Source organism: Catenulispora sp. MAP12-49 (assembly GCF_041262705.1).
Lineage (GTDB): Bacteria > Actinomycetota > Actinomycetes > Streptomycetales > Catenulisporaceae > Catenulispora.
Genome location: NZ_JBGCCP010000033.1, coordinates 42,135 through 57,927, shown reverse-complemented (window position 1 = coordinate 57,927; position 15,793 = coordinate 42,135). Strand labels below are relative to the sequence as shown.

General features: G+C 71.8%; 15 protein-coding genes and 1 pseudogene. 7 read left to right on the top strand and 9 right to left on the bottom strand.

The features are described from left to right. The first annotated feature begins 6 nt into the window (after positions 1-6). Positions 7-585 (top strand): TlpA family protein disulfide reductase, encoded by a 579-nt coding sequence (locus ABIA35_RS38855; RefSeq protein ID WP_370361256.1) that lies wholly within the window; start codon positions 7-9, stop codon positions 583-585. Here ABIA35_RS38855 and ABIA35_RS38850 read toward each other — a convergent pair. The 6 genes and pseudogenes from ABIA35_RS38850 to ABIA35_RS38825 all read right to left on the bottom strand — a co-directional run bounded on the left by ABIA35_RS38850 (position 572) and on the right by ABIA35_RS38825 (position 6,905). Beyond that, positions 572-1,327 (bottom strand): dienelactone hydrolase family protein, encoded by a 756-nt coding sequence (locus tag ABIA35_RS38850; protein WP_370361255.1) that lies wholly within the window; start codon positions 1,325-1,327, stop codon positions 572-574. The genes ABIA35_RS38855 and ABIA35_RS38850 overlap by 14 nt on opposite strands. A 45-nt stretch (positions 1,328-1,372) precedes the next feature. Further along, a complete protein-coding gene (locus tag ABIA35_RS38845; RefSeq protein ID WP_370361254.1) occupies positions 1,373-2,404 on the bottom strand; it encodes a hypothetical protein in 1,032 nt (343 codons plus the stop codon). Positions 2,405-2,451: 47 nt separating this feature from the next. Then, positions 2,452-2,886, bottom strand: a pseudogene (locus ABIA35_RS38840) (GNAT family N-acetyltransferase); the annotation flags it as partial. Continuing rightward, positions 2,883-5,162 carry an acyltransferase family protein gene (locus tag ABIA35_RS38835; protein ID WP_370361253.1) on the bottom strand — a complete coding sequence of 760 codons (2,280 nt, stop codon included), beginning with the start codon at positions 5,160-5,162 and terminating at the stop codon, positions 2,883-2,885. The gene ABIA35_RS38835 and the pseudogene ABIA35_RS38840, both read right to left, overlap by 4 nt. A 100-nt stretch (positions 5,163-5,262) precedes the next feature. Further along, positions 5,263-6,045 (bottom strand): glycosyltransferase family 2 protein, encoded by a 783-nt coding sequence (locus tag ABIA35_RS38830; RefSeq protein ID WP_370361252.1) that lies wholly within the window; start codon positions 6,043-6,045, stop codon positions 5,263-5,265. 32 nt (positions 6,046-6,077) lie between these two features. Then, on the bottom strand, positions 6,078-6,905 hold the full coding sequence (locus ABIA35_RS38825) for a hypothetical protein (RefSeq protein ID WP_370361251.1): 828 nt from the start codon (positions 6,903-6,905) through the stop codon (positions 6,078-6,080). A 175-nt stretch (positions 6,906-7,080) separates the two neighbouring features. Between ABIA35_RS38825 and ABIA35_RS38820 the strand changes: the two genes are divergently transcribed. From ABIA35_RS38820 to ABIA35_RS38805, 4 genes are all read left to right on the top strand, one after another. Continuing rightward, positions 7,081-8,364 (top strand): MFS transporter, encoded by a 1,284-nt coding sequence (locus tag ABIA35_RS38820; RefSeq protein WP_370361250.1) that lies wholly within the window; start codon positions 7,081-7,083, stop codon positions 8,362-8,364. Between the two features lie 59 nt (positions 8,365-8,423). Beyond that, entirely contained in the window at positions 8,424-9,029 is a 606-nt protein-coding gene (locus ABIA35_RS38815) for a hypothetical protein (RefSeq protein ID WP_370361249.1), read from the top strand. 24 nt (positions 9,030-9,053) lie between these two features. After that, entirely contained in the window at positions 9,054-10,355 is a 1,302-nt protein-coding gene (gene fxlM, locus ABIA35_RS38810) for a methyltransferase, FxLD system (protein ID WP_370361283.1), read from the top strand. 65 nt (positions 10,356-10,420) lie between these two features. Beyond that, the gene (locus ABIA35_RS38805) at positions 10,421-11,458 is read left to right on the top strand and encodes a DUF3048 domain-containing protein (protein ID WP_370361248.1); all 1,038 of its coding nucleotides are present in this window, start codon (positions 10,421-10,423) and stop codon (positions 11,456-11,458) included. On the opposite strand, the gene ABIA35_RS38800 is transcribed toward ABIA35_RS38805, so the two are convergent. From ABIA35_RS38800 to ABIA35_RS38790, 3 genes are all read right to left on the bottom strand, one after another. Beyond that, entirely contained in the window at positions 11,445-11,948 is a 504-nt protein-coding gene (locus ABIA35_RS38800; RefSeq protein ID WP_370361247.1) for a phosphotransferase, read from the bottom strand. The two genes, ABIA35_RS38805 and ABIA35_RS38800, sit on opposite strands and share 14 nt — an antisense overlap. Before the next feature lie 96 nt (positions 11,949-12,044). Then, positions 12,045-12,950, bottom strand: a complete 906-nt coding sequence (locus ABIA35_RS38795; protein WP_370361246.1) for a diiron oxygenase — start codon at positions 12,948-12,950, stop codon at positions 12,045-12,047. A 158-nt stretch (positions 12,951-13,108) separates the two neighbouring features. Continuing rightward, positions 13,109-13,549 carry a hypothetical protein gene (locus ABIA35_RS38790; RefSeq protein ID WP_370345112.1) on the bottom strand — a complete coding sequence of 147 codons (441 nt, stop codon included), beginning with the start codon at positions 13,547-13,549 and terminating at the stop codon, positions 13,109-13,111. A gap of 109 nt (positions 13,550-13,658) precedes the next feature. On the opposite strand from ABIA35_RS38790, the gene ABIA35_RS38785 reads away from it, so the two are divergent. Together ABIA35_RS38785 and ABIA35_RS38780 are read left to right on the top strand one after the other, a co-directional pair. Further along, entirely contained in the window at positions 13,659-14,093 is a 435-nt protein-coding gene (locus ABIA35_RS38785) for a hypothetical protein (protein WP_370361245.1), read from the top strand. Positions 14,094-14,190: 97 nt separating this feature from the next. After that, entirely contained in the window at positions 14,191-15,564 is a 1,374-nt protein-coding gene (locus tag ABIA35_RS38780; RefSeq protein ID WP_370345166.1) for a glutamate decarboxylase, read from the top strand. The last annotated feature ends 229 nt before the right edge of the window (positions 15,565-15,793 follow it).

Here is a 15,793-nt window from a genome sequence, read left to right as displayed (position 1 = left end):
TTCTCCGTGCCGCGCACCATGCAGACGCAGAGAACCCGCCTGACGGCAGCCATATCCTCGGCCGCCGCCCTGGCCCTGGCCCTTACTGCCTGCGGCGGCTCCGGGCCGAAGAACAAAGAAGGCTACGGAGGCGTCGCCTCCATAGCCGTCGGCCATCGCAAGCCGCTCCCCACACTCTCCGGCACCACGCTGGACGGCACCAAGCTCGACCTGGCCTCGTTCAAGGGCAAGGTGGTCGTGCTGAACATCTGGGGGTCGTGGTGCGACAACTGCGAGGCCGAAGCAGCGTCCGTGGAGCAGGCCTACGCGGCGTTCAAGGACAAGGGTGTGCAGTTCGTCGGCATCGACACCCGTGACAACACCGCGCAGGCCCAGGCGTTCGTCAAGGCCAAGCAGATCGGCTATCCGAGCCTGGTCGACGACGGCAACGAGACCCTGCTGGCCAAGCTGGCCGGCATCACCTCGCTGCAGTTCATACCGTCGACCCTCATCATCGACAAGAACGGCGATCTGGCGTGGCGAGCGCTGCGCGGCGTGGACTACAACGACCTGTCCGCAGCGCTCGGCCCGGTCATCGCCGAGTAGCGAAGGCCCCGTCGAGCAGCGCCAGCAGCCGCTCCCAGTGCCGGGCCAGCCCGGCGGCGTCGAAGGCCGAGGTGTCGGACATCGTGAAGCCGTGGACCGTGCCCGGGTAGATCTCCGAGGTGTAGCGGACCCCTGAGGCGTCCAGCACCTGGTTCAGTTCGCTGACGGCCTCGGGCCGCATGTCGGTCTCGGCGTGGCCGATGTGCACGTCGGCGGTGATCGCCGGGACCACCGCGCGGTGCACGCTGTCGGGCCCGTCGCTGACCAGCTTGCCGGGGTGGAACGCGGCGACCGCCGCCACCTGGTCGGCATGGGCCGCGGCGGTACGCAGCGCCAGGCCGCCGCCCATGCAGTAGCCCATGGCCGCCACCGGCCCAGGGGCCACCTCGGGACGGCTGGTGAGGAACTCCAGGTAGGCGGCGGCATCACGCAGCACACGCTCCGGGGTCTGCGCCTGCACCAGCGGCATCAGCTGCGCGACCGCCTCCTGGCGCACCTCCCGGGTCACGAACTCGGGAAGCTCGACCAGCGGCGCCGCGCCGTCGCGGTAGAACACGTTCGGCACGAGGACGTAGTACCCGTGCTCAGCCAGCTCCCGCGCCTTGCGCTCCAGCTCCGGCCGGATACCGAAGATGTCCATGTAGAACAGCACGCCAGGATGCCGCTCGCCGTCGTCGGGGAACGCGGCGAAGGCGTCGGCCTGGCCGTCGGGGGTGGGGATCTGCAGTTTCGCGGTGGGCACGTTCTCTCCTGCGGTCGGTCGCCATTGCTCGCCGGATGCCGGATCTCACCGAGGCGAGCCTGCTCCATGCTGCCGGTCCGCCCCGAACTCCGCCACCACACCGAACACGGCCTTGAGCTCCCACCCGAGTTCCGCGTACTCCCCCCGCGCCACACCCGGTGGCAGAACCCTGACGATCCCGAAGCTCGCCGCGTCGAAGTCGCGCTCCGGCTCGCGGTCCCGGTCGCCGAGCGTCGGCAGGTCCCAGCGCGCGAAGGTGTAGACGAACGCCGCGTCGACGCCGGCCGCCTCGTAGATGCCGAGCATCTCGCCGACGTAGCCCGCCTGCTCGTGCTCGTCGCGGACGGTCCCCTCCGCGATCCGCACCGGCCGCGCGTCCTGGCCCCACTCGATGACCGCGTCGCCGCGCGAGGCCAGAGCGGCCGCGCCCCGGAAGGCCCCGCAGCCGAACTCGGTGACGGCGAACGGCTTACCCTGCGCGACCTGGGCCCGCAGCGCCTCGGGGAACATGGCGGCGTTGGTGGCGTCCCGGTATCCGCCGTCGGTGGCGATCAGGTCGAAGGGCGTCCAGTCCACGGCCTCGAACGGGACCGAGGCGTACCCGACGGTGCCGTGGAACCGGGCCCGCACCTCAGCCAGCACGCGTGCCAGGAACGCGTTGAGCTCGGCGCCGAGCTGCGGCAGCAGAGCCCGGAAGCGCGCGGGATCCCCCAAGACCGCCGCCCGCTCCTGGAACGTCGCCCCGGGCAGGAACCCGTCGGTGAACAGCGTGATCTCCGAACCGGTGAGGAAGACGACGCGCGCCCCGGCCTGCCGCAGCCGCTCGGCGCGCTCGGCCGCGTCGAGCAGGAACGCGAACAGCTCCGCCTGCGTCAGACCGTTGGTGAACGGGCAGTACCAGACCTCCAGCCCGGCCTCGGCCGCCGCCCGCGCGGCGATCTCCAGCCGGTCGGCGACCCCGCCGGTGATCCGGACAGTTCGACCCGCATCACCACGCGCCGCGGCGTCGGCCGCCCCACCTCGACGAACCCCGCGTCCTCGAACATCGCCCGGGTCCCGACGTGCGCCTCGCCCCACGGCACCGGCTCGCCGGGCTCGGTGACCATCGGGTACGCCTCCAGCGCCGTGGCGCCGCGCTCCCGGGCGAAGGGCACCGTGGCCCGGGCCAGCTCCCCCGCGATGCCCTGGTTGCGATGGCCGGGCCGGGTGTGGAAGCACGTCACGGCCCAGACCCCCGCGTCGTCCTTGTCCTCGGCGCGCCCCGGCCACACCACCGGGCTGCGGCGCAGCGCGCCGAAAGCGGTGCGCGGCTCGACCGCGACCCAGCCGACCGCCTCGCCGTCGCGGTAGGCGACCAGGCCGCTGGTGTCGCGGGCCTCCGGGTCGCCGCAGGAGGTCTGCGCGCGCAGCCGGAAGGCCCGTTCCTCGTCCGAGGCGTTCTTCCAATCGCTGCCGGGGCTCTTGAAGCGCTGGCAGTAGCACCGGCGACCGTGGCAGTTGGCGGACCCGAGCAGCCCTTGCAGGTCCGGCCATTCGGCCTGGTTCGCCGGGACGATCACGACGTCTTCGCCTCCAGGATCTGCGGGATCGCGTTCCGCAAATATAGACGCGCGCCCGGCTTGTAGTAGTGGACTCCGTCCCAGCGGTAGGAGCGGCTGGCGGCGATCGTCGGGTCCTGGCAGAACTGCGCGGGCGGGTACACGGCGCGGACGTGGTGCGACGGGTCCTGCGCGTAGGCCGCCAGCAGGGAGTTGACGTGCGCGACCCGCGAATCGTCCCCGCGCTCGGGCCACTGGCCGCCGGCGCTGCCGCCGGTGGTCACGGGGCGGTAGCAGGGCAGCAGCGCGAGGTCGAGCTGCGGCAAGCCGGTTGCCTCCAGGGTGCTGACAGCCGCGGCCAGCCGGCTGTCGAAGTACGCGTCCCAGCCGGCGCTCCCGAACGGCAGCGCGGTACCGTCCACCTGCTCGTCGAACAGGTCCCAGGCGCCGACCATCATCAGCGCGGCGTCGGCGTGGTCGCGCCGCACCCGGGAGGCCCACTTGGCCGCCGTGTCCCCGCACTCGGCGTCCAGGTCGCGGCGGTCGCCGGCGCTGCTGGTGATGCGGCCGCCGAGGAAGTCGCAGCCCTCGGTGGTGTCGTCCAGGAGCCGGAGGTACTCGGCGGTGTCCGGCGGCCGGTTGAGGTACAGGGTCATGCCCTGCGAGTCGCCGATCAGGGCCACGCGTGGCGGGTGCGCCGGAGGCGGCGGCATCACGGTCGGGTAGGAGGGGGCGTCGCCGACCACGGCCGTGTGCGGCTCGGGCTGCGGGGCCGCGCCCGGGTCGCCGTGCGTCCCGTCGAGGGCGGCGGCCGGGCGGTTGTCGACCGCGACGGCGCGGGCGTCGGCCGGGTGCGCGGCAGCGGTCGAGACCAGCGTGTCGGTGAGCATGGCCGCCGCCGCGAGCACGGCCAGCGCCGATCCGGCGGTGGCCAGCGGAAGGCCGAGTTCGCGGCGGTCGAAGGCCTCGCGGGCGCGGGTCGCGGCCCGGCCCAGGGCGCCGTGGCGGATCGGCGTCTCGATGTAGCGGTAGGTCAGGTCGGCGAAGACCACGGAGAGCAGCACCCGCACCAGCAGCACGGTCTGCGGCGGCCAGGCGACGTCGGCGCCGGGCCGGGTGACGTCGAAGATCGGCCAGTGCCACAGGTAGAGCGCGTAGGACCGCTCCCCGAGCCACACGAACAACCTGCCGGACAGCAGCCCGGACACCGCCGTACCGGCGACCAGGGTCCTGATGAGCACGGCGGACGCGACCGCCACCGCGATCAGCCCGACCGGATACAGCCCGGACTCGGTTGCCGGGACCGCGACGAAGGCCCACAGGATCCCGGCCAGCGCCAAAAAGGACGCGGACTCGATGGCGATGCGGCGCGCCTTCTGCTCCGTCGGACGCTCGCGCGGCTTCTCGCGGGCGATCTGCAGCAGCGCGGCCATGACGCCGATCAGCAATTCGAAGGCCCGGGTGTCTGTCCCGTAGTAGATACGGGAGGGATCCCGCCACGGCGAGTAGAGCAACACCGTCAGGCCGACCGAGCAAGCGGCCAGCAACGTGGCCCAGCCGACAGCACGCCCCAGGGCCCTGAGGCGCTCGACCCGCTCGCCGGGGCCCGACGACCGGCCGAGCGCGACCAGCAGGAACACCGGCCAGACGACGTAGAACTGCTCCTCCACGGCCAGCGACCACAGGTGCAGCAGCAAGCTCGGCCGGCCGGTGCCGCCGAAGTAGGACTGCCCCTTGGCGACGAACCACCAGTTGGTCACATAGAACACCGAGGCCGTGGCGTCGCTGCGCAGACCCGCCGCCTCCCCAGGGAGCCGCAGGACCACGTAGGCACAGACCCCGGCCAGCACGACGAACAACGCCGGCAGCAGGCGGCGCGCGCGGCGGTGGTAGAACCGGCGCAGGGCCACGGCGCCGGTCGCGAGGTATTCGCGGGCCAGCAGGCCGGTGATGAGGTAGCCGGACAGGACGAAGAAGACGTCCACGCCGAGGAAGCCGCCTCGGAAGCGGGACAGGCCGGCGTGGTACAGGAGCACTGCGGCGACGGCCAGAGTGCGCAGGCCGTCGAGGGCGGGGATGTGGGTGGAGCGCGCCGGTTCTGCTTCCCGTTCTGCTTCCGGTTCTACTTCCGGCTCTTGCTCCGTCGCCTGCTTCTCGATCCCGGCGATCGTCCTCAGCTCGGCGGCGACCTCATCGGGGCGCACCGGACCCCCGGCGCGCCTGGACGCGTTGCCGAACACCGGCAACTCGACGAAACGATGACGCGGAAGCGGCCGCGCCCCCTCATCAGGCTCCATAGGTCCCCTTATGCACCCGCTGGCCGGAGGCTTTAACGCGGCGCGGGGGGGCTGCGGAGCTGAATCACCCGTCCAGCGGAGGACGCGGCTTTAAGTGCACTTATCCGAGATTCACTTCTTCGTGGAACCTGCTCAACAGCGTTTGATAGCGCTGATCCGCGCCGGGGACCTCGGCGTAGTGCGCCGCGTGATGCGTCTCAGCCCACGTATACAGCGGGTGATCACGTTCCCCGGCCGCATGGACGGCGGCCAGGGTGCCGCGTCCACGGTGGATGACGTGGCCCTCGGCGGTGAAGGGGAACGCGGCCATCGGGACGCCCTGCCGCGCGGCCGAGGTCAGCAGGTCGAACGAGGGGTCGCCGCCGTCGACGAACGGCCCGACCGAGGCCTGCCAGACCACTGCCGGGTCGATGAGCAGGGAGAACAGACCGAAACGGCTGTCGGCGTGCCACTGGTCGTTCTGCGGCTCGCCGACCAGGGCAGCGCCGTGCTCGCGCGCCGTGGCGACGGCGGCGGACAGCGCGTCGGGGCGGGTGGCCACGACATCGGAGTCCAGCACCCAGACCCACTCCGGATGAGGCCCCGGCCGGGCGGCGAGGTGGGCGATGCCCTGGTTGAGGCCGGGACCGTGCTGGCGGTTGTCGTCGTTGGCGAGCAGGGTGCACACCCCGGCGCGCGCCGCCTCGGCGAGGTACCGCGCCGATCCGTCGCGCGAGCCGTTGTCCACGACCACGATCTCCAGATCCGGCCAGGCCACGATGTTGCGCAGCGACCAGAGCAGGAAGGCGGTCAGTTCGCGGGTGTTGTACGAGACCGTCACGACCGCGACGCGGCCGGCGGCGACGTCCGGGTCCCGCGGCCACCACACCAGTTCATCCGTCACCCGCAGCAGCCTGGCACGCCGCCGGCGGCGCGTCAGCTCAATTCCCGGCGCAGCTGGCGCAGCGTCCAGCCCCGGCCGGCGGGGTCAAGGCTCTGCGTCGCGGCCGTGAACAGCTCCGCGGCACGCCGGTAGGACAGGCGTCCGCGGCCGGTCACGGCGCACCGGTCGCGCGCGGGGGTGTCCGCCGGCGCGCGCCGGTCGGTGAGGAACAGGGGTCCGGAGGGGCGGCCCGCGGCGAGGATCGCCAGCAGGCCTCCGGTCGCGGCCCGCCAGTGCAGGGGTTCGCCGGGCAGGCGGGGGTGGGTGCGGCGGCGGTTCGGGTCGAGGTCGTGGACGTCGAGGGCGAGGATGCGCTCGATGCCGCCGCCGCTGTCGTAGACCGCGTGCCACAGTGCCTGCTCGCGCAGCGGTACGGGCAGGCGCAGGACGGCGCGGGCCTGCTCGTCGGTCAGCGGCTCGACGCCCGGGGCGGTCGCGGCGCGCCGGCGGATCGCGGCCGTGGAGTCGCAGGCGACCCACTCGCGCGCCCGCCACCAGGACAGGGCGCTGCGCAGGATCGCCAGTTCGCGGTTCGCGGTGCGGGCCCCGACCGCCGCTTCGCGGGCTGCGAACCCGGCTTCCAGGCGCGCCGGCGCGGAGACGCTGTCGAGCAGCCCGAGCGGGACCACCGGCGCCGGCGCGCCGCGGCGGGCCGGGCCGACCGGCGATGCGCGGTCGACCAGCATCCAGGCCCAGGTGGTCAGCGCGATCCGGTACACGCGCTGGGAGGCCGCGCTCAGGCCCGCCGAGGCCAGGAAGCGCTCGACCGCGACCGCGTATTCAACCGGTGGTGCGAGTTCCGGAGTTACCGCAGTAAACATGTTCCTGCCCCCTCCCTCTGACCCCTTTCCAGGAAGTGTAATACGGCAGATGAACGACGGTGTTTACTGCGGTAGAAGTCCGCCCTTATAACCTTTAGGCAAAGAGACTCAACTTTGACGCAGAAAACTCTTGAGCCGCCGATCGCGGACCGGTCACGCTCCGCAGGTGTCTCGAATGTTCTCCGCGCTCGCGGACAAGGATTTCCGCTGGTTCTTCACCGGCTACCTGACCTCCAAGCTCGGCAGCGCCATGGCCCCGGTGGCCATCGCGTTCGCCGTGCTGCACACCGGCGTGGGGCCGGGCGGGCTGGGGTGGGTGATGGCCGCGCGCATCGTGCCGGTGGTGCTGCTCCTGCTGCTCGGCGGGGTGTTCGCCGACCGGCTCGGCGGGCGGCCGGTGATGATCGCCTCGGACCTGCTGCGCTGCGGGGCGCAGGCCGCGTTCGGCTTGCTGGTGCTCACCGGGCACGCCACGCTGACCGCGATGATCGCGGTGTCGGTGCTGTCCGGCGTCGGCGAGGGCGTATTCAGCCCGTCGCTGCAGGCGCTGATCCCCCGGCTGATCCCGGCCGGCCGGCGCGGCGACGCCAACGCGCTGCTCAGCGTGGCGGTGTCCAGCGCGGGGGTGGCGGGTCCGGCGCTCGGCGGGATGATCGCGGCGGTCCTCGGCGGGGCCGCGGGGCCGGCGTCGGTGTTGTTCTTCGACAGCGCGAGCTACGCGGTGAGCATCGTGGTGCTGCTGCGGCTGGCGCACGTGCCGCAGCCCGAGCCCGGCGAGCGGTCCACGATCATCAGGGACCTGCGGGAGGGCTGGGACGAGTTCCGCTCCCGGACCTGGCTGTGGCTCACGACGGTGCAGTTCGGGTTCTTCAACGCGCTGGTGTGGGCGCCGTACCTGGTGCTGGGGCCGGTGGTGGCCGAGCACCGGCTGGCCGGGGCCGGGGCCTGGGGGCTGGTGCTGGCCGCGAACAGCGCCGGGTCGATCCTGGGCGGGCTGGCGCTGCTGGGACGCAGGCCAAGGCGGCCGTTCCTGATCTCGGTGGTCGCCACGTTCGGGTACGTGTTCACCCCGGCGCTGCTGGCCAGCAGCCTGTCGCTGCCGTTCGTGTGCGCCGCGGCGGCGGTCACCGGCGTCGGCGGCGCGGTCGGGTCGGCACTGGACACCACGGTGCTGCAACAGCGCGTGCCGGTCGAGGTGCTGGGGCGGATCACGGCGTACCAGACGCTGGGCGCGTTCGCGCTCGGGCCGCTCGGCCTGGTGATCGCAGGGCCCTTGGGGTCGGCGTTCGGGGTGGGGGCGTTCCTGGCGTTCGGGGCGGTGTTCCAGTTCACGACGGTCGCGCTGATGCTCGCTTTGCCCGCTGTGCGGCGTCTTGACATGGAAGATACGGACTTGTCGGAAGCCTCCGCTACGGTGATCGAAACAGTGATCGAACCTTCGCCCTCGAACTCGCCCTAGCCCCAGCCCTAGCCCTCACCCTCTCCCTCTCCCTCACCCTCACCGTCAGGAGGCTGACCATGACCGCCGCTGAAGCCGCCGCCGCCGCTCGCACCGCCGCCACCACCGCCGAAGGCTGGACCCGGCACCCCGACCAGGTCCGCCGCCGAGCCGGCCGTGCGATCTGGGACGCGGCCGAGACCGAACCGGACCCGCTGGCCGCCATCGACACCGCACGCCACCTGGCCGCCGACCTCGTGGACCGCCTGGCGCGCACCGCCCCCGAAGGCGACCATCTGGCCACCTGCCTGGCCCACGCCCGAGGCCCCGACCCGGGCCTGGCGGCGGACCTGGCCCTGGCCCGCCACGGCCGCCGCTGCCTGACCGACCGCGAAGGCGCCGGCACCACCTTCGGCGGCCTGCTGGTCCTCGGCGCCCTCACCGGGGCCCCGATCGCCCTGCTGCTGCGCAGCTGCCGCGATCCCTGCCACGCCGCCCCCGGCCACGAGTCGACCTTGCGCGGCTGGGTCCTGCGCGAGCGCCGCGCGCACCCTCTGAGCCGAGGCGCGGTCCGGACCATCGCGCACGGCGGCCGCCGACCGCATCCCGCGCTGCCGCAGCACCCGGAGGAGGGAACAAACTATGAAAAGGCGTACTCGCTCTATGCGTCGGGGGAAGAAGGCTGATGCGAGGAGGTGGCTTTGGTGGCGATGGCCGATCCGGACCCGGATGGGAACGGGAACGGGAACGAGGACGGGCAGGACGGCTACGCCCGCGCCGACGACGCGCGGGCCGCCGTCTTCCGCGACCGCCTCGCCGACCGCCTCGTGGCCGAGGGCGCCGTCACCACGCCCGAGGTCGCGGCCGCCGTGCGGGCCGTGCCGCGCCACGTCTTCACGCCGGGGCTGTCGCTGGAGCAGGCGTACGCGAACCAGGTCGTGTTCGTGAAGCGTGACCGGTCCGGAGTGCCGACAAGCTCGGTGAGCGCGCCGGACATCCAGGCGATCATGCTGGAGCAGGCCTCCATCCAGCCCGGGATGCGGCTGCTGGAGATCGGGTCGGGCGGGTACAACGCCGCGCTCATGGCCGAGCTGGCAGGGCCCGACGGCGAGGTGACCACCATCGACATCGATCCGGCGGTCACCGAGCGTGCTCGGCGCTGCCTGGACGAGGCCGGCTATGCCGACGTGCGCGTGGTGACCGCCGATGCGGAGGACGGGGTCGCCGCCGGTGCGCCGTACGACCGCATCGTGGTGACGGTCGAGGCCTGGGATCTGCCGTCGGCCTGGATCGGGCAGCTGACGCCGCGCGGGCGCGTCGTCGTGCCGCTGCTGCTGCACGGCATGACCCGCTCCATCGCCTTCGACCGCGAGGACGACCACCTGGTCAGCCGTTCCACGCAGCTGTGCGGGTTCGTGAAGATGCAGGGCACCGGCAGCCACGCCGAGGAAGGACTCGCGCTCAACGACGGCGACCTCGTCGTCGACGCCGACGACCTGCGCGCCATCCCCGACGCCGCGCGGATCGAGGCGCACCTGCGGACGCCGCGTGCCGAGCAGTGGTCCGGGATCCGGGTGTGGCGCTGGGAGCCGTGGGACACCTTGCCGCTGTGGCTGGCCACTGCCTTCCCGGGGTACTGCCAGCTCACCGTCGTGGTCCCCGGCGCCCCGGCCGTTCCCGGCCCGCCGGGCGCTCCGGGCACCGAGCCGCTCGAGCCGGCGCTGGCCGTCGCCACCCCGGCGGTCGCCACGGCCACCGGCTTCGCGCACCTCATCGCGCGCCCCAGCCCCGACGGCCGGATCGAACTCGGGGCGCACGCCTTCGGGCCGGACGCCGACGCGCTGGCCGCGGAGCTGGCGGCCGGCATCACCGCGTGGAACGACGACCAGCGGCTGGGCCCAGGCCCCGTGATCACCGCCTGGCCGATCGACGCCCCGGTGCCGCAGGCCGACCTGCTCGTCGCCAGGAAGCATGTCCGGCTGGCCGTGAACTGGCCGCCTGCATCGATGTGAGGCAAATCGGGTAAGGGCAAGACGTCGCTGCAGTGCACAGCACCGGCGGGGAGGAAGACCGTCCCATGCGACCCACGACCCGATCTCAGACCAGAGTCCGCGCCATCGCGTTGCTCTGCTGCGCCACGACCCTCAGCCTCGCGGCCACCGCATGCGGCACCAGCCACAAGAAGCCCGCGGCCTCGCCGACCGGCATGCAGCCTGTCTCCGCGCCAGACACCACCTCGCCCAGCACGGCCGGCGCCGTCTCGCCCCTCACCGGCCTGCCGGGAGCGGCCGGGAATATCCTGGCCGTCAAGATCGACAACATCGTCTACGCGCGCCCGCAGACCGGCCTGGCCTCCGCCGGCGTCGTCTACGCGATCGAGGTCGAGGGCGGCCTGTCCCGCTTCCTGGCCGTGTTCGACTCCAACCACCTCCCGGCCGGCGGCAAGATCGGGCCGGTGCGCAGCGCCCGCGAGAGCGACCTGCCGATCCTGGAGCAGTACGGCAAGGTCGACTTCGCCTACTCCGGCGCCCTCAGCGTGTTCCTGCCGGTGCTGGCCTCGGCGAACGTCTTCAACACCAGCCCCGACCAGGACGGCGCCGCCTACTCACGCGACAACTCCCGCATCGCGCCCTACAACGAGTACCTGAACCCGTCCAAGATCCTCGCCGACTTCCCGAACACCGCGACCGCCAAGGACATCGGATTCCACTTCGGCCCCGCCCCGGCCGGCGGCGTCCCGACGACAACGGCGACCGCCCGCATGCCCTCGGCATCCTTCACCTTCACCTGGAACGCGGCCAAGGGCGAGTACATGATCGCCATGGACGGCAAAGCCGCCTCCCCCACCGACGGCGGCCCCCTCGGCGCCCCCACCATCGTGCTGCAGAAGGTCGCCGAAACCACCTCGCCCCGCGGCTTCCACGACGTCCCCGACCAGCTCTCCCCCTACGCCCCGACCGTCGGCACGGGCCAAGCCGTGGTCCTGCGCGACGGCGACTCCTACACCGGCACCTGGTCACGCCCCACCGACGCCGACCCGACGAACTTCACGTTCGGCGGCCAACCGATGACCTTCCACCCCGGCCAGGTGTGGATCGTACTCACGCCGCAGTAGCCGGCGGCGGCAAGCGCGCTACAGCCCACGCACATAGGCGACGATCGCGTCGGCGTAGGCCGCCGGACGCCGGACGCCAGTACGGCGAGAAGTCGATGACCGCCGGCACGCGGCCTGGTGCGGTCAGCACGTTGCCGGTCAGCACGTTGCCGCTGAGATCGCCGTGGATCACCTGGTTGACCGCATGGACCGGTCTGAGCAGCGATTGCAGAGCATGAAAGAGGTCTGCGACGGGTGCGAGCGGTTCGACGCGCGCCTCGCCCCACGCCACCCGGTCACCGACCGCCCAGCGATGAGCCCGCCGATCAAGGAGCGATGGCCGCGGCACCCGGAAGCCCTCACCCTCGACACGGTCGAGCACCCGCGCGCACCATGCTGCCGTCTCGACGTCGTCGACCGGCTTCAGCACCGCATCGCCGACCAGGACGCTGCGCCCCTCGCCGCCCGGCAGCACGACCGGAGTGCCCGTCAGCCCGAACGCCTCCAGCACGGCGCCATCCGGTACGCCGTCCGCAGCAGCAAGTCCGTCACACCGGCATGCTGCACGTCCGGCACCGGTCCCGGCACCCCGTTTTCCTCTGCGGCCTCAGTCCACGAACCCCGACTTCCGCCACCGCTTCAGCGTCGGACCGCCCATCAGCCCGAGCTCCTCGAAGAACGGCACCACCTTCGCCGCCGCCCGCCGCTTCACCTCCAGGTGGTGCGGGTTCCGCTTGGCCATCAGCCGCGCGGCCTCCGGATCGGCGATGCCGACCCGCCGGTAGACGGCCGGGTTCACCATGAACTCGCCGACCACCACCGCGCTCTCCGCGGCGACCAGCCGCGCGTGCTCGCGCTCCAGCCGCCCGGCCCGCGGCAGCCGCCGGGCCAGCGCCTCGCGGGCGTAGCTGACGTGCCGCGTCTCCTCGATCACATGGATCTTCGACACCTGCCGCACCAGCGGCTGCACGCGCTCGTCCCGGATCATCTCGCGCTGCATCACATCGACGATCTCCTCGCCCATGAGCGTGCCGACCCACATCGGCGCCCCCTGCAACAGCACCGGGACATAGCGCCCCAGCGTGTTGAGATACCCGGGCCGGCCGTACGGCCGCGCGCCGACCGTCTCGATCATCCGGATGAACATCAGCGAGTGCCGACACTCGTCCCCGACCTCGGTGTACGCATACTGCACGTGCCGGGACTCGGGCCGGTGCCGCTCATAGGCCATCTTCAGCAGCATGCGCATGAGGATGGTCTCGAACCAGATCCCCATCGACATGATGTTGACGATCTCCTGCTTGCTCAGCTCGATCCGCTGCTCGGGCGTCATCCGCTCCCACAACGGCGTGCCGTACAACGAGACGTGCTCAGGCACCGCATAGAACAAGTCGGAAGGCTGCGGCTGCTCCCAGTCGACCTCGTGCACCGGGTCGAAGGAGTGCTTGGCGGACGCGTCCAGCAGCCTGGCCGCCACCTGCTCACGGTCGAGCGTCCCGCGCGCCATGGCCATCCCCCCTCGCCTGTCGTGTTACCGGCGGTAACCTCAAGGCAAGGATGCCCCCTATTGGACTGCACGTCAAGAGTGGGCATCGGGCGGCGGCGGACCTGCGACAGTGCCTCTGAGCTGCGAATTCCGCGCACTCGGCTCAGAGGCACGAACGCACCGGATCACCGGCGGCCGGCGACCAGACTGACGAGGAACTGGCCGCCGCCCGCGTCGATGCCGACGGTCACCGGCAGCCCCGGCACCAGACGGGAGAACCGGTCCACCAGCCAATCCGCCGCGTCCTGCGCGTCCTGCTTGGTCGGACAGCGGCCCACCACTTCGCGGCCTCCCTTGCGCACCAGCCTGTCGGCGACGGCGATCAGCGGTGCGGGCTCGACCACGTACAGGCTGTCCGGCCAGGGGATGACCACCTGGACCGCGCCCTTGCGGGTGTTGCATCCGCGGTGCGCGAGGCGCTCGGTGACCTTGGCCTTCCGGTCGGCGGTCCGGCTGTCGACGCTGGGTCCCCGCGGATCGTTCACCGACATGTCGGGGTCGACGGGCTCGTCGCACACCCAGCACCGCCAGCCGTCGCGTTCGGCCACGTCATCGAGGAGAGTCATCCGGGCAGACTAGCTTGCCCGGGCCGCCGCTCACTGCTCGCGCTGTGTACTGGCAAGCCGTGGTACTGGCAAGCCGTGGCACTGACAAGCCGTGCGAGGATCGGACACCATGGAATCGGACACCATGGAAATCGACCTGGACGCCGCGTTGTCCTTCGTCACCACCCATGCCCGGGTCATCGAGCGGCGGCGCCTGCACCACCTGCTCGACGGGGGCTCGTCGGCGGGCCTGCTGGCCGCCCTCGACGCGTATCGGAACCCTGACGGGGGCTACGGCTGGGGGCTCGAACCCGACCAGCGGTCGTCGACGAGCCAGCCGGTCGCCGCCATGCACGCGTTGGAAGTGCTTGCCGCGATCGGCGACGACAGCGACCGGGCGCCGGGGATCTGCGACTGGCTCGGGGAGCACTCCCTGCCCGATGGTGGAACGCCGTTCGGACTTCCGTACTCCGACACTTCGACCTACTCCCCCGCCGCCGCTCTGGCATGGCGGGGTTACGCGACCGTGCACGCGATCGCGACGCTTCGAGGCGCCACGCTGTGAGGCCTCGGCGGATCGCCGCGACTTCCCGAACTCCGCCCCGCGGCCGCGCCCGGCTGGCATGCTGGGCCGCTGAAGTGAGCCGCCCAACGAGGGAGTGATCGTGGTCCACCGACACGACGACAACGACGCGGTGATAGACCCGGCCTACACCAAGCGCCTCGGATGCGTGAACGTGCCGAAGAACAAGCTGCCCGACCAGGAGACGTCGCCCCAGGCCGTCTACCGCATGATCCATGACGAGCTGCTGCTGGACGGGAGCTCGCGGCTGAACATGGCCACGTTCGTGACCACGTGGATGGATCCCGAGGCCGAGAAGCTGATGGCCGAGACCTTCGACAAGAACATGATCGACAAGGACGAGTACCCGCAGACGGCCGAGATCGAGCGGCGGTGCGTCAACATCGTCGCGAACCTCTTCCACGCGCCCTCGGCCGGCGACGCGATCGGCGTGTCGACCATCGGGTCCTCCGAGGCGGTCATGCTCGGGGGCCTGGCGATGAAGTGGAAGTGGCGGCAGCGGCGGGCGGCGGCCGGGCTCGCCGCGGACCGGCCGAACCTGGTGATGGGCTCCAACGTGCAGGTCGTGTGGGAGAAGTTCTGCCGGTACTGGGACGTCGAGCCGCGCTACGTGCCGGTGGCGCACGACCGGTTCACCGTCGACGCCGACGAGACCATGACGTACGTGGACGAGAACACCATCGGCGTGGTGCCGATCCTGGGCACCACGCACACCGGCGAGTTCGAACCGATCAAGGACATCCACGACAAGGTCGTGGCCTACAACGCCGAGCACGGCACCGACATCGCGATCCACGTGGACGCCGCCTCGGGCGGATTCGTCGCGCCCTTCCTGCACCCGAACCTGCAGTGGGACTTCCGGCTGCCGCAGGTGAAGTCGATCAACGTCTCGGGCCACAAGTACGGCCTGACCTACCCCGGCATCGGCTTCGTGGTCTGGCGCTCGGCCGAGGACCTGCCGCAGGACCTGATCTTCCACGTCAACTACCTGGGCGGCGACATGCCGACCTTCACCCTGAACTTCTCCCGCCCGGGCAACCAGATCGTGGGCCAGTACTACAACTTCATCCGGCTCGGCCGCGAGGGCTACACCAAGGTCATGGAGGGCCTGCGGGACACCGCGCGCTTCCTGGCCGACGGCATCGCGCGCCTGGACGCCTTCGAGGTGATCAGCGACGGCACCGACATCCCGGTCCTGGCCTTCAAGCTCGCCGACCCCAGCCGCTTCACCGTCTTCCACGTCTCCGACGAGCTGCGCCGCGACGGCTGGCAGGTCCCGGCCTACACCATGCCGCCGAACGCCGAGGACGTCGCCGTCCTGCGCATCGTGGTGCGCGAGGGCTTCAGCCTGGACCTGGCCGAGTCGCTGCTGGCCGCGCTGGGCCGGGCCGTGACCCGCCTGACCACGACCACGCCCGCGCACGACGCCGGCTCGGGGTTCGCGCACACCTGATCGCAGAACGCTGCGCATGACGTGTTGGGGTCGGCCGGCCCCAACACGTCTTGTAGCCACGACTTGAAGCCACGACTTGAAGCTACGACGCCGGAGCCTGCCCCAGCGTCGGGTCCAGGGCCCCGAGCAGCGACCCCACCGCGCCCTCGCCCCACCTGTTCATGATCGCGCCGGCCTGCTTGCCGTGCGCCGAGAGCCGCACGACGTTCCCCGCCGGAGACCTTCGCCG

Excerpts from the sequence above, each read along its gene's own strand:
- ABIA35_RS38835 (WP_370361253.1), bottom strand. The coding sequence starts at position 5,162 with ATGGAGCCTGATGAGGGGGCGCGGCCGCTTCCGCGTCATCGTTTCGTC.
- ABIA35_RS38825 (WP_370361251.1), bottom strand. The coding sequence starts at position 6,905 with ATGTTTACTGCGGTAACTCCGGAACTCGCACCACCGGTTGAATACGCG.
- ABIA35_RS38820 (WP_370361250.1), top strand. The coding sequence starts at position 7,081 with ATGTTCTCCGCGCTCGCGGACAAGGATTTCCGCTGGTTCTTCACCGGC.
- ABIA35_RS38815 (WP_370361249.1), top strand. The coding sequence starts at position 8,424 with ATGACCGCCGCTGAAGCCGCCGCCGCCGCTCGCACCGCCGCCACCACC.
- fxlM (WP_370361283.1), top strand. The coding sequence starts at position 9,054 with ATGGCCGATCCGGACCCGGATGGGAACGGGAACGGGAACGAGGACGGG.
- ABIA35_RS38805 (WP_370361248.1), top strand. The coding sequence starts at position 10,421 with ATGCGACCCACGACCCGATCTCAGACCAGAGTCCGCGCCATCGCGTTG.
- ABIA35_RS38795 (WP_370361246.1), bottom strand. The coding sequence starts at position 12,950 with ATGGCCATGGCGCGCGGGACGCTCGACCGTGAGCAGGTGGCGGCCAGG.
- ABIA35_RS38790 (WP_370345112.1), bottom strand. The coding sequence starts at position 13,549 with ATGACTCTCCTCGATGACGTGGCCGAACGCGACGGCTGGCGGTGCTGG.
- ABIA35_RS38785 (WP_370361245.1), top strand. The coding sequence starts at position 13,659 with ATGGAATCGGACACCATGGAAATCGACCTGGACGCCGCGTTGTCCTTC.